Annotated in this window: 26 protein-coding genes; 17 read left to right on the top strand and 9 right to left on the bottom strand. The window is 67.3% G+C overall.

Going from position 1 to position 23,510, the window contains the following annotated elements:
- Window positions 1-2 precede the first annotated feature (2 nt).
- From RBJ65_RS23960 to RBJ65_RS23895, 14 genes are all read left to right on the top strand, one after another.
- Window positions 3-1,235: an amidase domain-containing protein gene (locus RBJ65_RS23960; protein ID WP_306323358.1), complete on the top strand. Its 1,233-nt coding sequence runs from the start codon at window positions 3-5 to the stop codon at window positions 1,233-1,235.
- A gap of 159 nt (window positions 1,236-1,394) precedes the next feature.
- A complete protein-coding gene (locus RBJ65_RS23955; protein ID WP_306323357.1) occupies window positions 1,395-2,129 on the top strand; it encodes a hypothetical protein in 735 nt (244 codons plus the stop codon).
- Window positions 2,126-2,779 (top strand): NucA/NucB deoxyribonuclease domain-containing protein, encoded by a 654-nt coding sequence (locus RBJ65_RS23950; RefSeq protein ID WP_306323356.1) that lies wholly within the window; start codon window positions 2,126-2,128, stop codon window positions 2,777-2,779. Before RBJ65_RS23955 ends, RBJ65_RS23950 begins: the two co-directional genes overlap by 4 nt.
- Window positions 2,780-2,841: 62 nt before the next feature.
- Entirely contained in the window at window positions 2,842-3,651 is an 810-nt protein-coding gene (locus RBJ65_RS23945) for a hypothetical protein (RefSeq protein ID WP_306323355.1), read from the top strand.
- Between the two features lie 6 nt (window positions 3,652-3,657).
- On the top strand, window positions 3,658-4,374 hold the full coding sequence (locus RBJ65_RS23940; RefSeq protein WP_306323354.1) for an SMI1/KNR4 family protein: 717 nt from the start codon (window positions 3,658-3,660) through the stop codon (window positions 4,372-4,374).
- A gap of 105 nt (window positions 4,375-4,479) precedes the next feature.
- Complete coding sequence (locus RBJ65_RS23935) at window positions 4,480-4,806, top strand: hypothetical protein (protein ID WP_306323353.1); 327 nt, start codon at window positions 4,480-4,482, stop codon at window positions 4,804-4,806.
- 80 nt (window positions 4,807-4,886) lie between these two features.
- On the top strand, window positions 4,887-5,780 hold the full coding sequence (locus RBJ65_RS23930) for a WXG100 family type VII secretion target (RefSeq protein ID WP_306323352.1): 894 nt from the start codon (window positions 4,887-4,889) through the stop codon (window positions 5,778-5,780).
- An 8-nt stretch (window positions 5,781-5,788) separates the two neighbouring features.
- Entirely contained in the window at window positions 5,789-6,454 is a 666-nt protein-coding gene (locus RBJ65_RS23925; protein ID WP_306323351.1) for a hypothetical protein, read from the top strand.
- 329 nt (window positions 6,455-6,783) lie between these two features.
- Window positions 6,784-7,074 carry a hypothetical protein gene (locus RBJ65_RS23920; protein WP_306323350.1) on the top strand — a complete coding sequence of 97 codons (291 nt, stop codon included), beginning with the start codon at window positions 6,784-6,786 and terminating at the stop codon, window positions 7,072-7,074.
- A gap of 25 nt (window positions 7,075-7,099) precedes the next feature.
- Window positions 7,100-8,077 (top strand): putative T7SS-secreted protein, encoded by a 978-nt coding sequence (locus RBJ65_RS23915; protein ID WP_306323349.1) that lies wholly within the window; start codon window positions 7,100-7,102, stop codon window positions 8,075-8,077.
- A 23-nt stretch (window positions 8,078-8,100) separates the two neighbouring features.
- Entirely contained in the window at window positions 8,101-9,210 is a 1,110-nt protein-coding gene (locus RBJ65_RS23910; protein ID WP_306323348.1) for a hypothetical protein, read from the top strand.
- Between the two features lie 57 nt (window positions 9,211-9,267).
- Window positions 9,268-9,939, top strand: coding sequence for a hypothetical protein (locus tag RBJ65_RS23905; RefSeq protein ID WP_306323347.1), 672 nt, complete (start codon window positions 9,268-9,270; stop codon window positions 9,937-9,939).
- 219 nt (window positions 9,940-10,158) lie between these two features.
- Window positions 10,159-10,653: a hypothetical protein gene (locus RBJ65_RS23900; RefSeq protein ID WP_306323346.1), complete on the top strand. Its 495-nt coding sequence runs from the start codon at window positions 10,159-10,161 to the stop codon at window positions 10,651-10,653.
- Between the two features lie 218 nt (window positions 10,654-10,871).
- Window positions 10,872-11,504, top strand: coding sequence for a hypothetical protein (locus tag RBJ65_RS23895; protein ID WP_306323345.1), 633 nt, complete (start codon window positions 10,872-10,874; stop codon window positions 11,502-11,504).
- 256 nt (window positions 11,505-11,760) lie between these two features.
- On the opposite strand, the gene RBJ65_RS23890 is transcribed toward RBJ65_RS23895, so the two are convergent.
- The 8 genes from RBJ65_RS23890 to RBJ65_RS23855 form a co-directional block, all read right to left on the bottom strand.
- Window positions 11,761-12,381, bottom strand: a complete 621-nt coding sequence (locus RBJ65_RS23890) for a hypothetical protein (protein WP_306323344.1) — start codon at window positions 12,379-12,381, stop codon at window positions 11,761-11,763.
- A gap of 217 nt (window positions 12,382-12,598) precedes the next feature.
- Window positions 12,599-13,384 (bottom strand): hypothetical protein, encoded by a 786-nt coding sequence (locus RBJ65_RS23885; RefSeq protein ID WP_306323343.1) that lies wholly within the window; start codon window positions 13,382-13,384, stop codon window positions 12,599-12,601.
- A 76-nt stretch (window positions 13,385-13,460) separates the two neighbouring features.
- Window positions 13,461-13,652, bottom strand: coding sequence for a hypothetical protein (locus RBJ65_RS23880; protein ID WP_306323342.1), 192 nt, complete (start codon window positions 13,650-13,652; stop codon window positions 13,461-13,463).
- A gap of 17 nt (window positions 13,653-13,669) precedes the next feature.
- Entirely contained in the window at window positions 13,670-14,521 is an 852-nt protein-coding gene (locus tag RBJ65_RS23875) for a helix-turn-helix transcriptional regulator (protein ID WP_306323341.1), read from the bottom strand.
- Between the two features lie 834 nt (window positions 14,522-15,355).
- Window positions 15,356-15,682 (bottom strand): hypothetical protein, encoded by a 327-nt coding sequence (locus tag RBJ65_RS23870; RefSeq protein ID WP_306323340.1) that lies wholly within the window; start codon window positions 15,680-15,682, stop codon window positions 15,356-15,358.
- 81 nt (window positions 15,683-15,763) lie between these two features.
- Window positions 15,764-17,242, bottom strand: a complete 1,479-nt coding sequence (locus tag RBJ65_RS23865) for a hypothetical protein (RefSeq protein ID WP_306323339.1) — start codon at window positions 17,240-17,242, stop codon at window positions 15,764-15,766.
- Window positions 17,239-18,321: a WXG100 family type VII secretion target gene (locus tag RBJ65_RS23860; protein WP_306323338.1), complete on the bottom strand. Its 1,083-nt coding sequence runs from the start codon at window positions 18,319-18,321 to the stop codon at window positions 17,239-17,241. Before RBJ65_RS23860 ends, RBJ65_RS23865 begins: the two co-directional genes overlap by 4 nt.
- Window positions 18,318-18,644 (bottom strand): hypothetical protein, encoded by a 327-nt coding sequence (locus RBJ65_RS23855; RefSeq protein WP_306323337.1) that lies wholly within the window; start codon window positions 18,642-18,644, stop codon window positions 18,318-18,320. The genes RBJ65_RS23860 and RBJ65_RS23855 overlap by 4 nt, the downstream gene beginning before the upstream one ends.
- A gap of 445 nt (window positions 18,645-19,089) precedes the next feature.
- On the opposite strand from RBJ65_RS23855, the gene RBJ65_RS23850 reads away from it, so the two are divergent.
- The 3 genes from RBJ65_RS23850 to RBJ65_RS23840 all read left to right on the top strand — a co-directional run bounded on the left by RBJ65_RS23850 (window position 19,090) and on the right by RBJ65_RS23840 (window position 22,481).
- A complete protein-coding gene (locus tag RBJ65_RS23850) occupies window positions 19,090-19,524 on the top strand; it encodes a hypothetical protein (protein WP_306323336.1) in 435 nt (144 codons plus the stop codon).
- A 68-nt stretch (window positions 19,525-19,592) separates the two neighbouring features.
- The gene (locus RBJ65_RS23845; protein WP_306323335.1) at window positions 19,593-20,996 is read left to right on the top strand and encodes a WXG100 family type VII secretion target; all 1,404 of its coding nucleotides are present in this window, start codon (window positions 19,593-19,595) and stop codon (window positions 20,994-20,996) included.
- 93 nt (window positions 20,997-21,089) lie between these two features.
- On the top strand, window positions 21,090-22,481 hold the full coding sequence (locus tag RBJ65_RS23840) for a S8 family serine peptidase (protein WP_306323334.1): 1,392 nt from the start codon (window positions 21,090-21,092) through the stop codon (window positions 22,479-22,481).
- Window positions 22,482-23,027: 546 nt separating this feature from the next.
- On the opposite strand, the gene RBJ65_RS23835 is transcribed toward RBJ65_RS23840, so the two are convergent.
- Window positions 23,028-23,414, bottom strand: a complete 387-nt coding sequence (locus RBJ65_RS23835) for a hypothetical protein (protein ID WP_306323333.1) — start codon at window positions 23,412-23,414, stop codon at window positions 23,028-23,030.
- Window positions 23,415-23,510 lie beyond the last annotated feature (96 nt).

The raw sequence follows: 23,510 nt of genomic DNA, 5'->3' as shown, positions 1-23,510 counted from the left end.
CCATGGTCTCGTACGAGGATGTGGCCGGCGCCCACCCCAACACCTGGGCCACCGCCGCCGACGAATGGCACGCCCTCGCCAAGCACGCCCTGGACGCGGCGAAGGACCTGCGCGAGTACGGCGCCAAGCCGCTCGCCGACAACTGGACGGACGAGGTCGGCGCGGCGGCGGCAGCCGAATTCGCCAAGCTGGCCGACCAGTTGGAGTCGGCGTACGACATCCTGCTCGCGGTAAACATGGTCGCCGACGGCATGACGACCACCATCGAGACCGCGCAGAGCACCCTGCACGCCGCGCAGGACCTCGCGGCGCGCCGCGGCCTGGAGATCGCCGCCGACGGCACGATCACGGCGCCGGACGGAGCGGAGGCCCAGGAAGTTCAGGACCTCATCAGCCAAGCCGTCCAACAGGTCACCACCGCCGACAAGTTGGCGGCATCCGAATTCGCGAAGTTCGCCGCCCAGACCGATGTCACCGACCCTGACAAGGCCCTCGGCGACCTCCAGGAGCACGCCTCGCACACCCAGATGCGGATGCTCGCCGCCGACATCCCGGTCGGCGAGGACAAGGCCACGGTCCGCCGCTGGTGGAACGGCCTGACCGAGCGGCAGCGCACGGACATGATGCTGGCCCAGCCGGTCGCCGTCGCGAACCTCGACGGCATCCCCGCCGATGTACGCGACGAACTGCGCGGCACCGACGGCAAGTTCGACCGCGTGAAGATGGTCGAGTACGCCCTCGCGAACTGGAACACGCCGGACCCCACCGACTTCGGCAACAACTGCGCCAACTTCGTCTCCAACGCCCTGCTGCACGCGGGCATGAAGGAGAAGACCAGCCTTTGGGGGCCGGCGGACGACGACACCTGGATGGCGGGCCCGCGCACCGGGATCGACGCGATCGACAAGCGCGTCTCCTACTCCGACAGCTGGGCCGCCGCCGAGAACCAGCAGAACTTCATGCTCAAGCACGGCGCCGGCGAAGTCCCGCGCGCCGAGGCGAAACCCGGCGACATCATCTATTACGAGCAGGCGGGCGCGGCCGACACCGCGGAGAAGGGCAATACGCACCACGCGGCGATCGTCACCGCCGTGATGCCGGACGGCGAGATCAAGTACACCCAGCACAACAACGAGTACCGGAACGTCAGCCTCGAAGGCCGCCTCCCCGCGACCGAGAAGGACCAGGGCGAGCAGAACCTGCGCTTCGTCCGCCCGAGCCCGGACTGGTACTGAAACCGCTCACGCACCCCGCACTTACCCCCGTACGCACACACCCCTCACGAACACGCCCAACATGCCGTGGGGAATCGCCACCTCCGGTCGACTACCCTTCGAACAACTGTCACGGAGACGGCAGTTGTGCCAGGAGAACGCAGGGGGACGGGGGACCTCATGGCAATCGAGTTACCGGACGAACTCGTCTGGGTCATGGACCTGTTGGGCTTCACCTGGCCCGACGTGAACGAGGACGCGGTCCACGAATTCGCCGGGCATGTCCGGACCTTCGCGAGCGACATCGGTTCCTCGCAGGAGGAGGCGTCCGCCACCATCCAGGCCATGGCGGCCTGTTACGAGGGTTCGTCGTACGACCGGCTCGCCGAGACCTGGAGCCGGCTGGCGACCGGCCACATGAGTGAACTGATCCAGGGTTGCGAGATGGCGGCGATCGCCCTGGAGGCCGCGGCGGTCATCATCGTCGCCGCGAAGATCGCGGTCATCGCCCAACTCATCTTCGTAGCAGCGCAGTTGGCGGTCGCTGCGGCGACGGCAGTGGTCACCCTGGGAGCGGCGGCCGCAGCGGAGGCGGCGCTGATCCAGGTCACCAAGAAGGTGGTGAACGAACTCCTCGAACGGGCGCTGGAGGAGGTCGTGGCGCACCTCGCGACCCAGGCCGTCGAACCGCTGGAGGACATCGTGAGCCGCGCGATGAAGGGCCTCGTCCTCAAGGGCGTCGAGGCGGCGAGCGAGGCGATCGCGGGACCCGCCGACGCGGGCGGTGGCAGCGGATTCTCCATCCACCCGGACGAACTCCTCAAGCACGCCGACGACTTCAAGAAGCATTCGGACGCCGTCGCCGCGCACGCAGCCAAGTTCAGCACCGCGGCGGCGGGAGTGACCTTCGGATGAGTCACCCGATAGCCAAGGCCCTCGAAGACGCCGCACAGCGCATGGGCCGCAAACTCAGCAAGGACGCCGCGAAGGCCGTCGGCGACATGTACAGCCAGGTCGGGGACGGCACCAAGAAGGTCGTCAAGAACATCCAGGACGCCGACGGCCAGCACGCCCACGAACTCATCAGCCTCGCGAACAAGGTGGCCAAGAACGGCGGCGAGACCGGCAAGGGCTCGCGCCGCCGCATGCGGGAGCAGGCCGCCGCGCGAGCGGACTTCAACCAACGCACCGGCGGCAGCTCCGAATACGATGCGGAACTGGTCCTCGACAGGAACAAGTACCCCGAATCCGCCGACCACATCGAGGACGCCCAGAACGGAACCATCTGGCGCGGAGACGACAGCGATACGGGAACGCCGAAGCCCAGCGTACTGACCATCGACAGGGGCGGAGCGGACGACAATCGAGCCGATTCGCTGCGCGGGATACCGTCCGACGCCCCACGGGACCGCGACGAATATCCTCCGGCCATGTACAAGGAGGGCGGCGCGGGCGCGAGTGTCCAATACATCGCGGCAAAGGACAATCAGGGCTCCGGTTCGGCGATGGGAAGTGCGGTACGCGGCCTGCCGGACGGCACCAGAGTCAAGATAACGGTGCGGTAGGCGCGCGACGCACTGGAAACCGCGAACCCCTCGCCAATGAGGCGAAAGGAGACAATGACCTCATGAACTCTGCCGAGAAGCTGATCTCACGCGCCCGCGAGGGGCATTTCCAGGAGGTACTGCCGCAACTGCTCGAGATCGCCCGTCGGTCCGGTGGCGCGCGGGGCCCCGTCTGGGAATCGGCTGCCGCGTCGATCCAGATCCTGCTGTGGTCGGACCGCCCCGGCGAGGCCGCGGACCTGGCCGAGTCGGTGATTCGGGCGGACGCCCCGAGCGGCGGCGAGCTGTGCGACCAGGACATGCCGTTCGACCAGGCGCTGCTGGCCGCCCCCGACCGCTCCGCGGCGGACCTCGCGGAGCGCCTCGCCGCGGTGGCGGAGACCGTACCGGCCGGACGCGTCCTGCAGGAACGGCTGTCCTGGCTCTCCCAGCAGGTGACGCAGCGCCCGTTGGCGGAGCTGCTGACCGGGTACAGGCCCTGGGGCGTGCCGCTGCCGGCGTCGGGCGCCAAGCACCGCTCGCCGCTCGTGGAGCGCGATTTCGACACGCTCACCGACGACGAGAAGCGGGTCGTATGGCAGTCGATGCGGAACGCCAACGACTTCCCGCGCGCACACGAACTCGCCGCTGAGGGCGGGCACACCCCACCCCAATACGCCGTGTGCGCGTGGATGGCAGGATGGTACGCGGTGGAAGGAGACATCGAGCGCGGCGAAGCCATGCTGCTCGCCGCACACGATCGCTGGCACCCGTACAAGAAGTGGGACGCGATCCCGACGGCCCCCGTACTCCAGCCCACCCTCCGCCTGGTCACCACCGATCGGGTGCGCGAGCACTATCTGACACGGCCCATCGGCCCGGAAGCGAAGTGATTCGGAATGTCCGACGGCGCAACGCCCGAAGGTACGCCCGAAGGTACGCCGGAGGGTACGCCCGAAGGCACGGAGCCCGACGGCGGCACCGGCGCACTGGAACAACTCCTCAGCCGCGCCCGCGGCCCCATGGGCCCGGCCATCGAACTCGACTTCGGCTGGGAAACAGGACCCCTCGCGGAACTCGGCACGATCCTCTCCGCGATGAACGGCTTCTTCCTCTTCAACGCCGGAGTTCAGGTATTCCGCGCCGGCGACGAGGGCCTCGGCCCCGACCTCCTTTCCTGGAACGCCGAGGACACCTGGAAAGACACGTACGACGATCTCGCCGACGACATCTTCTGCTTCGGCCAGGACCTCTTCGGCACGCAATTCGGAATCGTCGACGGCGCGAAGGTGGTCACCCTCAACCCGGAATCCGCCGAACTCACCGAACTCGGCACCAGCCTGGGCGACTGGGCAGCCTGGCTCCTCGAAGACCCCGACGTCAACGGCACGGCCAGCTTCGCCCACGCCTACCAAAAGGCCAACGGCGCCCTGGACCCCGCCGAACGCCTCATCCCCCGCCAGTTCTTCGTCACGGGCGGCGGCTACGACTTCGACAACTTGAAGGTCGAGGACGCGGTGACGGCGATGCGCATCCGCGGCCCGATCGCGCAACAGGTCTTCGACCTACCGGAAGGGGCGACGCTACGGCTGCCGAGCCCGAATCCGTTCGGCTGAGGGCGAGGGGGATCGTAGAATTTTGCCTACGCTTTACTTAGCTCTCCGCTCCGCCTAGTCTCAGCCGCATCACCTTTCGCGGTTGATCAACATGGGGGAGTCGCTGTGCCTGGCGCAGGGTTCGATATCGACGGCGATGCACTGCGTCGCTATGCCAATGCCGCGGAGCAGGCGGCCGACCGGCTACAAGTGATCCGCAACGGCCTGTCCGACCTTGAGTTGTCGGACGGAGTGTTCGGACAGCTTCCCGAGTCGAACGAGCTGCGTGCCGATTACATGGGCAAGAAGCAGCAGGCCGAGGAGGACCTCGGAAGCGCGGGTGACGCGCTCGAATCGGTCGCTGAGGCCGTGCGCGAATCAGCCGAGAATTACGACTCCACTGAACAGGCCAACTCCCAGACAGTGGGCGGCGGTCCGGGGCGGGGTCTGTAATGGGCGTAGGACAGGCCGCTTCGGGCGCCCTCGATCGCGTCAGCTACACCTTGGACTGGAGCAATCCCCTCGCCGCCACCATGGACGAGGTCATCAAGGGGGTACTCCAGCAGATAGGGGCGGACGACTGGTTCGACTGGGTCACCGGCGAAAGTGACACCCTCCTGGCGACGGCCCAGCGTTGGCGTTCTGCCGCGCGGGACATCCAGGACGTGGTCTCCGACCTCGAGGCCGAGCGCAGCATCGTCGAGCGATCCTGGGCCGGTGAGGCGGGCGAGGGCTTCAGTAAGTCGATGCGCGACTACGAAGACGCGCTGAAGGGTGAGGCCGAAGACGCCGTCACGGTCGCCGAACTCCTCGAACAGGCCGCGGAGGCGTGCAAGATCGCCGAGGAGGCGATGCAGGACCTCCTGGTGGAGATCGTTGAACTGGTCCTCGCCTCCCTGGCCACCACGGCGATTCTCTCGCTGCTCACTGCAGGAGCCGCTGCCGCCATTGGCCCGGTGGTCGCAGCCGCCGGCGTCGCGACGAGAGCCGCGAAGGCGACGCGTATCGCGGGAAGGCTGGCAACCAAGCTCGACGACCTGGTCAAATCGACCAGGCTCCTGGCCAAGGCCTCCAAGCTGCGCCGGTACCTGCGGAGCGTCGACAAGGACACCATCAAGCATTGGAAGAAGGCGAGGGGGCGCGTCGTCAGAGATCTGCTGCACGGGAACGCACCCAACACATCGGACCTCGCTCAGTACGCGGCGGTCCGCGGAGCCAAAACTGTGCTCAAGGGAGCTCTCGGAGTCGATCCCTCGGGGGCGGTCACGGGAGCGGCCGTCGAAGGCGCTCCTGGATACGTCGAGGAACGTGTGGAGTACCAGAACAGGCCGGAATCGCGCACTTTCGAGGAGCGGACAGAGCGAGCAGAGCGAACAGAAGGCCAGAACGATTTCAAGGGCAAGGCGGCAAGGGACGTGTTCGGATGAGTTCGGGGATGGACCGGATCTGGGGCGAGGTCAAGCGGCGGATCCTTCCCGTCGATCGCAAGGATGCTGTTGCCCGGGCCAAAGCGGCCGCCGCGGCAGCGATCCCGGGGCTTGAGTTGCCGCTCTCCTCCATGCATCTTCTTGAGCGCGACGGACAGGTCGCGGAACCCCCGCTCCGGAAACGCCCGCGGCCCTTCCAGGACGGGCAGCCCATGACCGACCACCTCTTGGAGCGAAGCAGCGACCTTCAGGACCTGGCCGAGCGGTACAACCCGGTCAACTCCCTGGTGCAGCGCGGCAGGAACCGCGAAGCCATGGCAGGGGACTGGGACAGCTGTGCGGGGCAGTTGACGCGCGCTCTGTCGCCTCGGAAACTGCAGGACCCGACACATGTCTTCTGCGCGACACCTGATCGGTTCGTCGTGGTGCGGCTCGAAGGGCGGCTGTCCCGCGGGGAGATCGGGCCGCGCAGTGAGGTGGCCTGGCAGTTGCCGCGCCAGAATCTCGCATGGGTCCGTGGCCGCAACGACATCCGCCACAACACCCACGAACTCGGCTTCACGGACGGCTCCTGGACCACGGTCCTGTTCACGAGCGACGGCTGGCACGCCCTGGGCAAGACCTTCCCGCAACGACTCGGCTATCGCGACGCGCGACCGGGCAGCACGGACTGACGGCTCCCTTCCGGCCCGTCCTCACGCGATGCCACGCAAACGAGCCGATCAGAACCAGGACCAGGACCAGAACCAGGACCAGGCACGAACGGCCCGTCGCGAAGAACCGCTGGATCCGCTTCAGCGGCAGACCCGACGCAGCGCGAACCCCGCCCATGCCGTCCGCCCTGCTCCGATGACCCCGTACCGACGCCCACGGGGACGCTCGGCACTGCCCAGTCGGCTCCACAGGCACCTCGGGTAGAGTCGGGCGCCGTTCGCTCGCTCGGTCGAGCGAGCACGGGCCACAGGCCCCATCTGCCAGCAGCAGCCAGGGGGAGGCAATCCACATGTCCGCTGGTTACCAATTCGACGAAGACCGGGCGAAGCGCGCCTGGAACAGCCTGAGCGAAGCCGCCGAGCGCATGCAGGCCGCGCGCAAGCGCCTTGAGGAGGTCGGGCCCAAGACGCTCGGCACCGACGGGCTCGACGACGCGTGCGACACCTTCCAGAGCGAGTGGAAGGACGGAATCACCCGCATCGAACGTGCCTCCTCCGACATCGCCGAGAGGCTCAAGGCCACGATCGACGGCTACGGCAAGACCGAGGACACCGTCGCCACCGGTTTCGGCACCAAGTAGGGCAACAGGGGAGAGGCGGCACGGAATGTCCTGGCGGAGCATCTTCATAGAGGACGACAGCGGCTGGCCGGGCGTGGGGTTCAACCCGGCCAAGGGCGACGCGGAAGCCGTCGACCTCCTTGCCAAGCACGTCGCCTCGGTCGGGCGTGAACTCGACGAGCTGGAAGAGCTGCTGACCTCGGTCGGCAAGGACGGCGGCTGGTGGCAGGGGGACGCGGCGGAGAAGTTCCGGGCCAAGCTCGCCGACCTTCCCAAGTACCTGCGACAGGGCGGCGAGTCCATGAAGGCCTGCGCGAACGGCCTGCGGACCTACCACGACCACCTGACCGGCATGCAGAGGCGGGCGCAGAGCGTGGAGGCCGAGGCGGTCCCCGCCCGCCGGGACGCGGACGCGAAGCGCGACCGGCTCCTGGACCTGAACAACAGGTACGCGGGGCGCGTCATGGAGGCCGCTGAAGCCGAGCGCGTCAATCAGATGATGAGTGCCGCATCCGACGCCTCGCAGGACGCGACGGACAAGCTCAACCAGCTCATCCGCGAGGCGGAGGACATCCACGCCACCTGGAAGGACCGCGCGGGCGACGCCGAACGCGCCATCCTGAAGGCCTCCGAGAACCACCCGCCGGACCTGTCCGTCTGGAGCCGCATCGCCGACGGCCTCAAGGAGGCCTGGGGCGGCTTCAAGGACTGGCTCGTCGACCACGCGGACCTGCTGTCCACCATCTCCGCCGGCCTCGCGGTGGCCGCCCTCGCCGTGAACGCCGTCCCGGTCGCGGGACAGGTGGCCTCGGGGATCCTGGGAGCAGGGTCGGCGGTGTGCGCCGCGGGGGCGATGGCAAAGATCGCGGGCAAGGAACTGCCGCCTGCCCCCACCCAGATGGTCATCAATGGTGTCTCCGCCGCCAACGGAGCCTGGCATGAACTCACCGGCGACAACAACGCACCGGCCCAGGCCCCTGCCGCACCGGACAGCAGTAAGTACCGCCAGACGTTGGCGGCCTGACCTGTGGTTGAAGGAGTGCCCGCGTGACCGTGCCCGCCTCGTACACTGCGCCGCCGACCGAGCTGCGGATCGGCTGGATCATGCCGCCGTTCATGCACGAGCTTCCGTTGGACGCCGCGTCCGATGAGGAAGCGGCGGAAGACCTCTACGAGTTGGCCTGTGACGTGCTGCCCGACAGCGGACAGGACGCGCGGCTCACGTTCGCCCAACTTCTCGGGGCGCAGGTCGTCGAGCTGAAGAACGACGGTGCGCTGTACGCCGGACTCTGCTTCTTGGAGATCGAGGGCGCGATCACGGCCTCCACCATCCTCGTCACGCAGTTCGAGCACGACTTGGCAGAGGACGACACCGATGAACAGCTGCGCCGGACGGTGGAGGAAGCCTTCCCGAAGGACGATGTCTTTCCGGTGACGCTGCCCTGCGGCGCCGCTGTCACCCGCGTAGCCATGGCCCCCCTGCCCGTGCGGGACGCCGACGACGGCACCACGGTGAACCTCCCGCGCAACATCATCCAGACCTACGTTCCGCTGCCGGGCACCGCCGAGCTGCTCCTCTTCGAGCTCAGCCTCTTCACTCCGGGAGGCTGGGACGTGCATTCCGAGTTGTTCGCCGAGGTCCTGCGAACCATCGACTGGGCCACGGATGCCGAGATCGCCCAGGAGACGCATCCCCCGCAGCCGGCGTACGAAGCGGTGCTGCCCGATCCCGAAACCCAGGAGCAGCTGCGCCGGCAGTCGAGTCGGCTCCTTGACGCGATAGTCGGCTCCGGCACCTTCGAGGACGGCGGCACTGAGCTTGCGACGGTCACCTGCGACGACTGCTCCACTCGCGGCCTGCGGTCCTTGTGCACGGCCCGTCACCGCTGGAGTGTCCAAGGGCTTGAGGAGACGTCCGCGCGCGACGCCTTGAGCAGGGTCGCTACCTACCTGAGCGGCCAAGGCTGGGCGTTCTCGCAAGAGGAAACCGGGGACGCGGTGACGCTGACCGCGGAGCGAGCCACTGCGCCGGAGCCGGGGCTCGCCGCGCTCGGCATCCGCATACACGTCGTATTCCAGGAAAGCACGTGCTCTGTGGCCGTGAGCACCAAGTGCCACAGCGAAGCCATCGCCTCGACGCCCACGCCCTTCGGCTAGTCACGCCGAAGGGCCCCGGACCTGCCGCTTGGACAGCACAGGAGCTACGCACACCCCATGAACATCGAAGAAGCCAAGAGAATCGCCTCTGCCGCGTGCGCTGAGGAAATGCGCCCGCGGGTCGTCGCCCTTCTTCCGCCGGGGACTCCCGTCACCGGGCCCTTCACCATCAACCGCCTGGACTGGTGGAGGGAAAGGGAGCCCGTCGCTCCGGCGGACCGACGCCCAAAGGCATTCGTGGATGCCGACAACACCGTCGGTACGGGGCACAAAGCCAAAGTAGTGGCGTCGACGTTGTTCTGGGGAGATGAGAACGCCTCGACCAACGGGCCGAAGCACATCTGCGACGATCCGGGCAAGCGTGAGAAGTACAAGCGCCGAAAGCGTGGTTTCTGGGGAGGCTGGGACAGCCCGGCCGGACAACTGGAAACTGCGATTCAGCCCAACTCCCGTTGGTGGTACGTGCGCTCCTTTCTTGTTCTGACCCCCGACGCGTTGCAAGTCTTCTACGCTCCTTGCGCCTCGAGTGACTCCTTCGACCTCGCAGAAGGCGCCGAGGCCGGCTGGCGCTGTCCGCGTTCTCAACTGGCGTGGATCCGCCGTCAGAAGAAGGAAACACTCTTCGAGTTCGGCTTCACCGACGGGTCCTGGGCGACCCTGAACATCCCGAACCACGAATTCACCACCCAGGTCCCGGGTATCCTCCCGGCTGGTGCGTCAAGGCCCTAGGTGGGGAATGCGCGCCCGCCAGACAGAGAGGACCGCTTTCGGGTGACTGGCTCGGACCGCAATGAGGTGTCGGTCGTGCGGGCGCGGGCAGTTGCGCCGGTTGACGAGGCGTTGCGAGGAGCACACCGGGTCGCCGTGGCTGCCAGGGCGCCCAAGCCGGGGTATCTCCGCCGCCCACGTGGTCTGCGGCCGGAGTCTCGGACCGCCTGGAGTTGGTGCATGCTTCCGGTGCACGCGACAGCGCGCTTGCTCTCCATCACCTGGAATCCATTCGAAGCGTTCTTCGAGGCGGTCTTCTGGCGCGGGGAAAAGAAGCCCGGAAAGCCATTCTGTGGTGACTGGGACTCCATGGCGGGCTTGCTGGCAGTGGCCATCATGCCCCGGACCAGAAACGGCGCGGACGTCGTCATGCAGGTCACCAGCCATCACCTGCAACTCGTCTACGTATCGCGTGCCGGCTCCCTCACGGGCAGCAGGAATGGGCTGGTCGAAGGGGGCTGGTCGACAGAGCTCGGCAACGTGAGCTGGATCCGTGACCGCAGCGACGTGGCGGGCGGCCGCCACGAAATCGGCTTCGTCGACGGTTCGTGGTGCTCGGTCCAGTTCATGGGCCCCGGCTGGCGGCGTATGGCGGAGGCGTTCCCGGTCAGGCTGAGCCATCTTGACCGGATGCCGGTACGCACACCGCCGTCATCATCGACGCCGCGGGGCTAGATCACATCCTGACGCGTTTCAACAGTCCCGCGCGCCTGGGAGGTCGCCGCGATGCTCCATCGTCATCGACAGATGCTGGGCCGGAGGCGGCTTGGTGCTGTCTCCAGGAGCCACCGGCGCGTGGTTTCTGATCGACACCACCGACTGGGCCACCTACGACCCGAAGCCCCCGCAGTCCTCGAACTCCCCACCCTCAACCTCCACTTGGACCAGGCAGCATGAGAACCGTATTCAGCGTGCACTACCCGACCCCGACCCCGACCGCGCAGGACGCCGCAGCGGCGCACTATCAGCGCCTCATCAAGGTACGGGGCGGGGGAGCGGTCCATATCGCCGGTACGTTCCCCGACAAGAACACTCCGGAGGGGCAGCCCGGACCGAGTTTCACCCTCTACGAAGACGTGGCGGGCCAGCGCCCCATATGTTCCGTCGCCGCGCGCACGGCCGGGGCGCATACGGGAGCCGGAACCGCCCTGGCCGTGACAGGTCCCGACGGAATCGAGCTGGGTGTGCTGCGGCTGCCTGCCCGAGGCAGCGGCGGACGCCGCCGGTACGAGGTGGAACTGCCGGACGGCACAAGCCTCGTCGGCCGCAGCGGAACCATCAGCGCATGGATCCTGTACGTCCTCCTCTCGCCGCTGCTACTGATCTACAACGTGGCGAGCCTCGTCGGCGGGTACGGCCGCCCCGACTGGCATCTGCCCTCACGCACGGCTTGGCGCCCCCGGGGCGGCCTGGGCCCGGCGCCCCTCAAGTTCTTCGGGATGACCGACAAGTACAAGGCCCGCACGTCCCACTTGGACCTGCGGGTGGCGTACGCGCAGGCGGTGCTGCACGAATGGGATGAGTGAGCCCCCGGGGCGCGATCCGCTCATGAATGGTAGGCGCGACGTCGACAACTCCCCTACGGAGCATTCTCCAGCTCGCAGTGCGACGCCGGATGGGATGTGGCTGCGGGGCATGAGAGCAGTGGGCTGGCCTTGTGCCGCAGCATCTACGCATCCCCGAGTTGCCGCGAGAGCTTGAGGCACCGCTGTGCGTCTCGGGATGCCGTTCCCTCGGCCGCGCGGCGAACGCGCGGCTTCGTCGCGATCGAGTGTGGGCTCGCTATTTCAAGGCGCGGGTACGGAAGCGGGCCTGTTCGGCCAGGGCCCGGCGCGTACTCGAAGCAGTGGCCGCCTCCTGTGGGATCAGCTCCGGCTTCATCGGCTGGAGCAGCATCAGAACACGGCCCTGAGGCACGAGGAGTACGCCGCCGAAATCCAGATCACCCGCGACGAAAACGCTCCCGTCGTTCCCCTCGGGCCAGGAATTTCCCTCTGCGCAGTCCACCGCCTTCATCCGGCGTGACCGCCCTGCTTGAGCGTAGGGAACCCGTAGTTCGAAGAGGGTTCCCCATTTGCCGCTCGTTCGCTCCTTGCACACAACTCCGCTGCGCGCCTCAAGGGGATACACGCGCAGGATCCTTCGGCATGCGCGCATCCAAACGAAGGCCTGGGGCATGCGGAAGGCGGTCAGTACGAGCACTAGTACACCCGCTGCGGTGGGCGCCGCCAGCAGCACGGAATCCGGTACACCGACACGTACGAGCACGACGGGAAGCGCGCACAGCGACAGCCCCAACAGGACCCGGAGCCCCAGCCGCCGCCACAGTCGCGCGTAGTTCCAGCGCAGCAGCGCACCGGCATCCGGCGCCGAGCCGTTCCCGTCGTCTATCGCACAGGCCACAGGTACCTCGATCGGTCGGGGTCGATGAGTAGTCATGGGAGACGCTCAGCCGTTCAACGCCGACGCGACCGCGCTCCACGCGATCGACATCACAAGCCCGGCCGTACGCAAGAGGAGCGGCCGACTCTCCTGGTCCTGTGGGCTCGATCTGAAGGGGCTACCTGGCATGACGCAACAATATCCCTCGGCAAGGCGACCAAAGTCGGGGAACAGGTCGTCACAGCCTGGCGGGCTTCAACAAGCCGGCACAGTCGGCCAGTTGGGTCCGCTCCGGGCCCGCGGCCCTGCGTGCGCTCCCGGCCTCGCCCCAGTCCTTGGGCTGGACGAAGATCAGCACTCCGGAGTGCGGCAGCATCACCAATCCGCCGAAGGCATCGTCGCCCGCGAACCAGACCCAGTCCTCGCGGCCCGCGGGCCAACGGTCGTGGTGGAGCGGATCCATGCCGGCCATGATGGGCGACTCGTCGGCTCCCGCGTCGCCCAGGCGGAGGGAACGCTTCCCGTTGGTTTGGAGATTGAGCGGCCGAAAGGTCCGGGCGGCAGGCAACTGGAAGGCGCGTACAACGCGTGCGCACCTCCATGTCCAGTACAACCCGCTCCCCGCCCCTCCCAAGCCCATCATCGCCGCGAAAATCGCGAGCGGCATGAGCGGGAACAGATACGTGGTCTCCACGACGGCGGTCCCCACAAGGCCGGCCACGACAACAGCCGCTTGGGCAGCGAACCACCCCACAATTGCCGTGTAATGGGCCCGGACCGCGATCGCCATCTCCGGCTGGTGCACATCGGAGGCACCGTGTCCCGAGGCCTTTGGGTACGTCGCCAGCGATAGCGCGATGTACCCGCCCACCATCACGAAGACGCCAAGGAGCCCCAGCCAGAAGACGCTGTCCTCCGTGAGGAGAAGCGCGAGGGCGTACCCGACGACGACGGCGCCCAGGGCCTTACCGGTCCCGCCCTTGCGCGTCTTGGGATTCTTCGGCGTCTTGAGCGCGGCGGACATGGCGGACATACCGGATGTAGCGGACGTGGTGCGGGGCGGGTTTGACACTGTGGCAGGTTACTTACACAGCGACGGCTCAGAGAAGATGGTCCGCCTTCCCCGCCTTGATGTCCGCGATCAGCGCCCGCAGCGCCTCGCGGCTGTCGGAGATGTAAGTGTTTTCGTCCCCGGCGATGGTGATGTAGGCGTTGCCGTCGGAGTCGGTGCCGAGTCGGAAGCAATTGGCGCCTTCGCCGCAGAACGGGTCTTCCCAGGTGATCGCCGACATGCGGTCGTCTCCTTCTCCTAGAGGCCTGACACCAGAGAGCGGATGAGGTCGAGCGACGGGGCAGGCTGCAACGCGGCGCTCTCCGTCGCGTCGAGTTGCGCCCGGTACTTCTCCAACTGTGCGGCCGAGTCGACGAATTCCGGCCCATGCGTACTGTCGAGTTCGACCGTGTCCAGCTCCGCCACCGGCCCCTCGGCGTACACGACCGATTGCCCGGCGCCGGGAAACCCTCCGGCCTTGAACGGGACGACACGGACGCCGACTTGTGGGCGCTCCGCCGCCTTCAGTACGTGCTCCAACTGGCGACGGGCCACGTGTGCCCCACCGAACTCCATCCGCAAGGCCGCCTCATGGATCACCAGGTCGAGCCGCGGCGGGTCCGCTCGGTCGAGGATCCGGCACCTCTCCATCCGGTGGGCGACCCGCGTGTCCACGTCGGCCGCCGGTAGCCGCGGGATGACCTGCTCGAAGACGGCCCGTGCGTGCTCCTCGGTCTGCAGTAGGCCGGGCAAGTGCACCGTCACGGCGATCCGCAGGCGCCGCGCACGCCACTCAAGTTCCGCGATATCGAGGAAGGACACGGGAAGCCGCCCGCGATAGACCTCCCACCACCCCTTGACCCGCTCGGCGGCCATCTCGGCCAACGCATCGACGAGTTGCGGGTTCGCGCAGTCGTAGTGGTCGGCAAGGGTGCGCACTCGCTCCGGACTGATGCCGGACCGTCCAGACTCCATATTGGGCACGTTGGTGCGCGGAACCCCCAGCAGCCCGGCCGCGGACTCGGTGGTGATACCGGCGGCCGTACGCATCTTGCGCAGCTCTGTTCCGAGACGCCGCTGACGTGCGGTCGGTGTGCTCCTCGGCGGCATGCGCCCTCCAGTACGACGACGGGAAACAGTCTGCCCTGCCGATGACGCACCCCGGAGTCCTCCCGTGTGAGTAGTACGCGTACTCCATCATGCGCTACAGTCAGTAACGCATACGCTACACACGGCAGTTGGCAGTGCATCGCGCGAGCCTGCCCGCAACCTCCTGCCCTGGGAGGGGCGGACCCGCGCCAGGGAGACGAGCCACCGACTGCCACGGCATTCCCCCTTCAACACCCCCATACGCAAGGGAGTTCGCCATGCCCGAATCCGCGACGTCCGCCGCACCATCGACCCCGACGGCCCCGTCGCCTGCCCACCACCCCACCCCGACGCTCGCCCACCACGCCCGGAAAACCTGACCTACAGCCTCACCCTCCCCGCCGCACTCACGTCCCCGTCCCTCGTCCGCACGGCGACCCGCGCCTTCCTCTCCGCACACCACCTGGCTGACATCCTCGACCCGGCCATCCAGTCGGTCGGCGAACTCACCGCCACGGCCTGCCAGTTCACCCCAACCGCCGACATCTACGTATCCCTGCGCTACCGCGACCACGCCCTCCGCGTCACCGTCTACGACGGCCACCAGCCCCACACCAACCCCCGCCTCGCCACCGCCTGCGACACCCGCCGCCGCGCGGCGCTTCGACTCCTCGCACGGGTGGCGCGAGTCTGTGGTGGTGACTGGGGGTACGGGCCGGTGCGGGAGCCCGGAGGCGGTACGTGGATGTGGGTGACGTTGCCGCGGGCGGAGGCGGCGGCGTACGGGAGGAGGTGACGGCGAGATTCCCGGAGCCGGTCGGCGGCGGTCTCGCCTCATTGCGGAAGTGGCGTGCGTCAGCCGTTCAGCGCGGACGCGACCGCTCCCCAACCAATCAGCACCACAAGCCCTGCCACGCACAAGGGAATAGAGCGCGCCTTCCGACCGCGCACGGCGAGAACGCCAGCAACGACGGCAGGAATCGCCGACAGCGTCACGAGCGCGTCGAACTCACCCCGGTAGAGCGATACACAGCTCACCGCGACACAACACGCGGCGAAGACCAGCGTGACGCCGGGCAGTACACGCAAGGCGTGCCTTTTCGCTCTGGCGAGTTGCTGCTCCCCGTCGGACCCGATCGTGGGGGCCGCCTGCCGGTCAAAGCCGGATCCTGGCTGGTTCATCGTCGACTCCATGAGTGCAAGGCGGTTGTGTGTACGCGGCGGTGGTCGTGTTGCTTCTCGGGTCTGGTGCGGCAGGGGCTGTCAGCGGTCCCCTGGCGAGGCTGGGACTTCGCTGACGCCCTGCGCATCCTCCCTGCCCGGACGTTCGGGGTCTTCGGGCCGCTCGGACGCATCCGGCCCCTTGACCGCGACGTGCACAAGGAATCCGACGAGCGGTGCCAGCGCTCCGACCACCGCCGTGCACGTCCTCAGCCAGCCGCCGTCCCACGGGAGGAGGAGTGCTGCGACTGCGGCCAGGGAGACCAGGAGGCCCGCAAGTACAGCACGCGGAACCGTGCGCAGCCAGAGTGCACCGAACTCCAGTACAGGATAGGCGTGTTGGGAGTCGGACTGCGGCTCGTGGGTGCGATGCACTGCCGTCGCGATCCGCTCGGCCTCGGCCTGCGGCACCCGACCGGGCAGGTGCCAGCCCTCGTCGGACACGAAGGCGGCGGGAACGCGGCGTTTCGTGTGGGCAGTCGGCAGCCAGAGAAGCCACCCGTGAGCCCCGTTCAGCAGAGCCGCTGCACGCTCAGGGGAGGCCGGCACCTTCAACGGGGCCTGCCCGTCGTGTGCTGTGGCGAGGCCGAGGCACTTGTAACGGTTGGGCTGGCTCTGCTTCCCCTTGCGTCGCCCCTCAGCTTCCTCTCCGGCCCGCTTCTCAACGTACTCCGAACAACCGGTCACCCGTGCGCGCACGGCGACCCACTCGGAGGTCACCTTGCGCGTACGCCGCGGGTCTCCGGAGGAGACGCCGATGGCAACCGACACGCCTGCGCCGACCAGCCAGCCCACGGCAAGGACCAGGACGTTCGAGAAGGGCAGGGTCCACCCTGCCAGCCGTGTCTCGACCGGCTTCTTACGCGTCTCCGCGATGCCGCCGATGTCCAACTGCCCGGGTACGTAGGCGACGTAGAGCCTGTCACCGGGCTCCCAGGCGTTCCGGTAGGTCTGCGCCCGCACCACGAGAGTGTCCGCGCCGCTGTCGCCCGCCTCCGGAACCTCGACGGTGTAGTCGGCGAATACGTCCGCGTTCCGGGCGCTGCCCTTGTGCTCGACGTGATCGACCGAGGTGATGCGCAACTTGGCGATCACATGGTCGTGATCGGCGATGCTCTCCGCTCGGGCATCACGCGTGGGCGAGCCCGCGAGCAGGCCAATGAACAGGACAACGCCGGAGACGACGGCGATCCCGACGGCCGCCAGCCGCGCAGCGGCCCAACCGGAGCCCGCCAACTCCCCGGGAGGCGCCGCCTTTTCGTGCGTCGGAGTATCCCCGGCCGACGCTCTCGTCTGCGCCAGTGCGTCGGCGTAGGCACGATCCCGGGACACCACCGGCCGGCCCACCGTGGTGAAGGCCCAGACGCCCAGCAGTGCGGTGAGGCATGCGAACGCGCCCCACGTGAGGATCACTCGGCCGGTCCCCGCACCCAGGCACAACCAGCTCCCCGTGAGGGTGCCGAGGAACACCGGCCCACCGACCGCGATGAGGCGACCGCTCCTGATCACTCGCTGCTTCATCCGAACGCTCCGAACTTACTGGTGTCCGGTTCGTCCCGGACCCGGACCTTCTTGGCGTCGACCTTGTCTTCCTCGACGGCATCATCGCGGGCGCTGGTCACTTCGTCGCCTTCTATGCCGGCCCCGGTTCCGGCCGCGAAGTTGGCTCCTACGTCGGTCGCCAGCTCGGTCGGCTTGTCCACGTTTCCGCTGCCCAGGAGGTGGTGGGTGGCGGCCCCGCCGGCAGCGCCTCCCACACCTCCTAGTACGGCGTCGAGAGCCAGGCCGGTGCCATCGACGCCGCCACCCTCGGCCAAGTCCTCGGTTGCCGACCCGGCGACATTGCCGGCCGCGCCACCCGCCGCGCCCGAGGCGACGCCCTCCGCCAGGCCACCACCGAGCCGCCCGCCCAGTGCGGCCCCGGCGGCCGCGCCGCCCAAGGCTCCGTAGCCGGCGTTGACCGCGTTCTTGCCCCACTCGCCTCCGTTGCCCGTCGCCACGCTGGTCGCGACTCCCGAGGCGTAGCCTCCCGCGTACTGCGTACCCAGCTCGACCACGAGCGCCTTCCACTTCGCGCTCCGCGCCCACATCCGAATGGCTCGGAACGCCTTGGCCACGGCGCTGAGAATCCTGCCCAGCTTGGTCGCCGCATTCGCGGCCTCCGCTGCCAGACGCGTGGCATTGGCCGCGGACGCGGCAGTACCGAAGCCGAGAGTCACGAAGGACAGTGCGGCGCCGGCCGCGATCGATACGCCGATCTCGAGGTAGATCTCCTTGATCTCGTCGTTGATCTCCTCAATTGACTTCGCCGCGTCCTCCAATCCAGCGGCCGCCTTTTCGAAAGTGGGCAGAGTGTCGTCGACAGCGACCTTCAGGTCGTCCCAGTACGCCTTGAAGGCATCGGCCGAATCGCCGCGCCAATGGGCGTTCAAGGTCTTCTCGACCTGCTTGTCCAGGGCGGAAAACGCCTCTTCGAGGTGGCCCGACATCGTGCGCCAGCCCTGCGCCGCCGCGCGTAGGGCGTCGGGATCGCCACCGGGGTTCATGATCTCGACGCCCAGCTCGTGGACCTGCTCGGCCACGCCCTCCCCGTCGCTCACGCGTGCCCACCGTCCCGGAACATGTCCGTCATCTCATCGTCGGCGGACCGTGTGTTCCTCGCGTTGTCACGAATGCCGCCGCCGACCGCGTCCAGTGTGCGGTGCAGCTGACCGAGGGACTCGGCCATGTGCTCGGAGAGCTCGATATAGGCAGAAGTGACGTCCTCCGACTCGGTCAGCACGCCGAAACCGTCATGAATCCGCTCGGCTCCCGTCGCTTCGGCGAACTTCTTTGCATACGACTCCAGGTCGTACGCAAAGGTCTCAAAGCTCTTGCCGAGCTTTGAGACCTCTTCCTCATCGATGTACATGTCCTCTGCCATCGCCCCTCCGTTCTGGGCGCACGTCTGAAGCGGAATCGCCTCTTGGTTGCGTTCGCGAACCCTAGCCGCGGCCCCCTCGGGCACCCAACCGCTGATACGCCCGCGTGACTCACGCCTCAGCGGGACGGCACGTCGCGGAGGGGCGTGCGCTCTTCCTGCTGCGCCGTGTTCGTCAATTGAGGTCGTGATTCGGGGGTCGGAGGGACAGGCGATCCGTGGTGTGGGATGTGGCCTGGCAACGGGACACGTGGGCGAGGTGATTGCGCGGCTTATGTCCGATGCGGCAGCGTATTCGCTGCCCTTGTCGCGGAGTTGTGACGGGCAGCACCGAGCGGGGTGTGGGTGCCGTTCGATAAGCTATAGGCAGGCTTGTGACAGGGGACCGGACTTATCGCCCCCAAGGGGAAGAACGGGACTAGCAGGATGAACGGGGAGGGCCGACAGCATGGCCGGTGACGGGTACAAGGTCGATCTGAGTGCGCTTGACAACGTCATCAAGAAGCTGAACGGGATCATCGGTGACCTCGGCAAGACGAACGTCGACACGAAGCACAAGACGTACCTGCCGCCAGGTGCATTGGGTGCGAGCGTGTCGGAGGGCTGCACGGCGAACGGGGACACCGGGGGCGGCAAGTTCGAAGAGGCGGAGCAACTGGCTGCCGCGCACTCCGACATGAAGGACTACCTGGAGTCCGTCGTCAACCACCTGGAATTGGTGATGGACGAGTTCGGCGCGAAGACGAAGAAGGCGCACGGGTCGTATCAGGACGCCGAGGCGGATACGACGAACGCGATGCACGGGGCGGACACGACGTCGGCCCCGTCCTCTACGTCGGGGATTGGGTCGGGCTCGGCGCCGGGGTCGATGTCCGGTGTGTAGCAGCGGCGGCAAGAGCAGCGACAGGCGCGTAGGACACGAAGCGAGAGACGAAGGGGGCCTGGGGCGCAATGACTGACCAGGGCGTCGACTACACGTACCAGGCACCGACGCAGTGCTACGTCGGTGACAACACGAGCGACTTCAAGAACTGCGACATGAACGCGATGAAGTCCATGATCGCGAATGCCAATCCTGAAGCCGTGCACCGTGCTGCCACGGGCTGGCAGGGAGTTCATGACCAGCTGGTCGATGCCAAGGCCGCCTATGAGCATGCCGTGGCTGAGGTGATGGAGCACTGGGAGGGCCCGTCGGCCGACCAGTTCCAGGCTCGGGCCAAGGTGATCTCGAAGAAGATCCACGACACGTCGACGTACGCATCGCATGTCTCGACGGCGATGACCAGCGCGGCGAACAAGCTCAGCGAGATCCAGCCTCTTGTCATGGCGATGGAGAAGCCGGATGACATGGACAGCGCCGGTGACTGGCTGACGGACGGCAACCGCGACGAGGGCGGCCTCAACCGGGACCTCGCCAACAAGAATGTCTCCGCGCAGCAGATCGCTGACGGCCGTGAAGGCGACATGTCGGCGGGGCGTCAGGCGCAGATGGCCATGGCCGTGAAGATGGAGGAGCTGGGGGCGGTCTACAACGGGCAGACCAAGTCGATGGGGTCGTGGAAGCGGTCGAGTGGTAAAGACCGCGACGAAGACTATCCGGGTGAGCCCGGCGGCATTGCTCCTGTGCCGATCGTCGCTGGCTCTGTGGGTGGCCCTGCTGGCAGCGCAGGCACCGGGAATCTCAGTCGTTCCACCGGCTCGGCGTCGTCGGTCAAGGGCGTCAAGTCACCGACCACGAACGGCATCAGTGGTGGTGTCGGCACGCAGAAGCCGACGGCTGGTTCGCAGATCGGTGCCGGAAACCTCAGCTTCAAGGGTGGCCCGGGAGTCGGTACTGGTGGTATCGGCACGGGGGCCGGTGCTGGTACTGGGGGCGTCGGCGGCGGCATGGTTGGATCCGGAGCCGGTGCTGGCGCGGGTGGTGCTGGTGGCGCGGGAATCGGCGGCGGGATCGGCGCCGGTGCCGGCCTCGGGGCAGGTGCCGCAGGCCGTGGTGGCGCAGGCGCTATGGGGCGCGGCGGGATTGGTGCTGGTGCCGGTTCCGGAGCTGCCGGTAATGGGGCGGCGAAGGGGCTGAAGGGCAACTCGCTCGCCCGCACGAAGGGCGGCGAGATCGGCAAGTCTGTCGTCAAACCGGGCGCCGGACAGCAAGGGGGTTCCGCGCTGCGTCAGAAGCCGAAGACCGCGACGGGCGGTGCCGGAAACAGCGGACGCAATGGAATTGCCGGGCACGGCGCTCAGACCGGAAACGGCAAGGACAAGAAGAGGCGAGACAACTCGCGTCCGGACTATCTGGTCGAAGACGAGCAGACGTGGGCAAACGACCGCACTGTTAACCCCAAGGTCGTTGAGTAGCTGGCTCTGCTGGTTAAGTATGTGGTGAGGAAGAAGACGGGGTCCGCAGCCTTCGGGCTGTGGGCCCCGCCCTGCGAGGGAAGGTGTTACGGCATGAGCTTCACGCGAGCGCTGCGCGCGGTGGGCGCTGCAGCGGCGGCGGGAGCGCTGCTATTTGCGGCCGCGCCGACGGCGTCGGCGGACCAGGTCAGAGATGACCAGTGGGCGCTGTCGGCGTTCTCTGCCGACAAGATCTGGAGCGAGGCGACCGGGAAGGGCGTCACGGTTGCAGTCATCGACAGCGGCTTCAAGACGGACCACCCCGACCTTGCAGGTCAATTCCTCAAGGGCAAGGACTTCATTGATGGGGACACTTCGGTAGAGCCGGATCAAGGTAAGAGCAAGCCGGATCACGGCACGGCTATGGCTAGTGTCATTGCTGGGCACGGCCATGGAGCAGGAAACGACAGCGGTGTGAAGGGGCTTGCTCCTGAAGCCAAGATCCTGCCAATTCGGGATGACGGGGCTTCAGGTTCCGGTTACTACGGTCCTGCCATTCGCTACGCTGTCGATAATGGTGCAGATGTCATCAATATCTCTCAGGGTGTCGAAAGTCTCGGGGACGGCAGCGCAGACATTCTAGAGTTGCAAGAGTCGATCAAGTATGCGCTTGAGCATGGTGTACCCGTTGTCACGGCGTCAGGTAATGAAGGGGTGGAGGTCGCTAAGTCTCCCATCAACCACCCTGCGATCGACCCCGGCATGGTAACCGTGGGAGCAGTGGATTCTGGCGGTGCCATCTGGGGCAAATCCAACTTCGGGTCTCAGCTCACATTGGCTGCCCCCGGAGTGCACATTGTCAGTGCTGGCCTGGACTCCGACGGTTACCGGCAGGGAACCGGTACTTCTGACTCCGCCGCCTATGCCTCTGCTGCCCTTGCTCTGCTCAAGCAGAAGTTCCCCGACCTCTCTGCGGGCCAACTGGTCAACCGCCTCGTCAAGACCGCCGGTCTCCCTGCCTCCGCGAAGGGCGCCTCGCTCCCCGACGAGCACTACGGCTACGGCTTCATTCAGCCCTTGGCCGCCCTCACCAAGAACATCCCGGCTGGCTCCAAGAACGGCCCGCTGAAGGTCGACGAGCTGAACGCCGCCATCGCCAAGGCCGATGGCGGCAGCGCCTCGGCTCCCTCGTCTTCCACTGCGCCGGAGGCAGCTTCCGACTCCTCGGACTCCAGTGGCATGAGCACCGGCCTGATCGTCGGCATCGCCGCCGGCGTCATCGTCGTCCTGGTGGTCGTCGTCATCGTGATCGTGCGCAGCCGCAAGAACAACGGTGGCGGCCCGCCCCCGCCTCCCGGTGGTGGCTGGGGTGGCGGTGGCCACCAGCCGTACCCGGCGCAGCAGCCGTACCCGGGCTCGTACCCGCAGCAGGCGCCTCAAGTACCTCCCGCGCCGCCGGGCTCGTACCCGCAGGCCCCTTCGCAACCCCCCTACGGGCAGCAGTAGTTGAGGTCGTTCCGCCCGCCTGTTCCAGCACACCAGGCGGGCGGTTTACGTCGGTTTTAGGGCGGCCCTCCCTCGTCTCCCGGTGGCGGCTGGGGTGGCGGCAGCTGCCAGCCGTATCCGGCAGCACCCGTACCCGACGCAGGCGCCGCCCCCAAACCCGTACCAGCAGCAGGTGCCCCCCCCGTCCCCACCGCAGGCACCTCAAGCGCCTTTGGCGTCGCCGGGCTCGTACCCCGAAGTCGGCTCCCTCGCAACCGCCGTACAGACAGACCTAGTTGACCGCTCTCCGGTGCGTCAGGTCTTCTGGGGTTCACTGCCGCCGCGAGTAGGGGGGGGGCAGGGCCGTGGCCGACGGCGTTCGTAGTCAACTCCCCGGTGGTCGGCTCCAATGCGTCGACGGTTTCATCGGGCCGTCCTCAAGCGAGCGGCGTCCCACACGAATCGTGGGGTCACGCGTGCCGAACGCGCGGGCAGCCTCCGGGGGGGGAGAGAGAGAGAGACGGCCGGCCGGAATGTCGCCGATGGCGTGTCGCGGAGGGCGTGCATTCAGTGGAGGGTGTCTTCCGTGCGTGCATCCGACGGGGGCGTCGTGGTCTTGACGGGCGGCGATACCGGGAGGTTGGCGGCCTCCTTGCAGCCCACGAGGACGGCCATCTTGCGGACCACCGGATAGATGGCAGCGATCAGGAGTTTCTTGCGCTCGGCGCGAGGAAGGTCAGAGTTCGATTCTTCGAGAATACCTACGAGGTAGTGCTCTTTTCCGGGGTCCAGGTTCGGGGTGCGGGCGCTGCATCTGACATACACCTCGGTCTGGTCCCCGTTCGAATGAGCCTCATCGCCTACGGAGAAGAAGGTGTATCCGGAGAGTTTTTTTAGGGAGCCATAGGTTGTACATCCAGCCGAAACCAAAAACGGTATTGGCTGGGCCCGCAAGCGAGCAGTCCGACAGTGAACTGCTCGTTGCCACCCCGCATGCGTACACCCACGAGTCTTTCGTCTCCCTTACCTCCTCGGCCGCCGAGCGCAGGC

It is taken from the genome of Streptomyces sp. KL109B (assembly GCF_030766935.1).
GTDB lineage: Bacteria > Actinomycetota > Actinomycetes > Streptomycetales > Streptomycetaceae > Streptomyces.
This window is presented reverse-complemented; position numbering and strand designations above follow the sequence as displayed.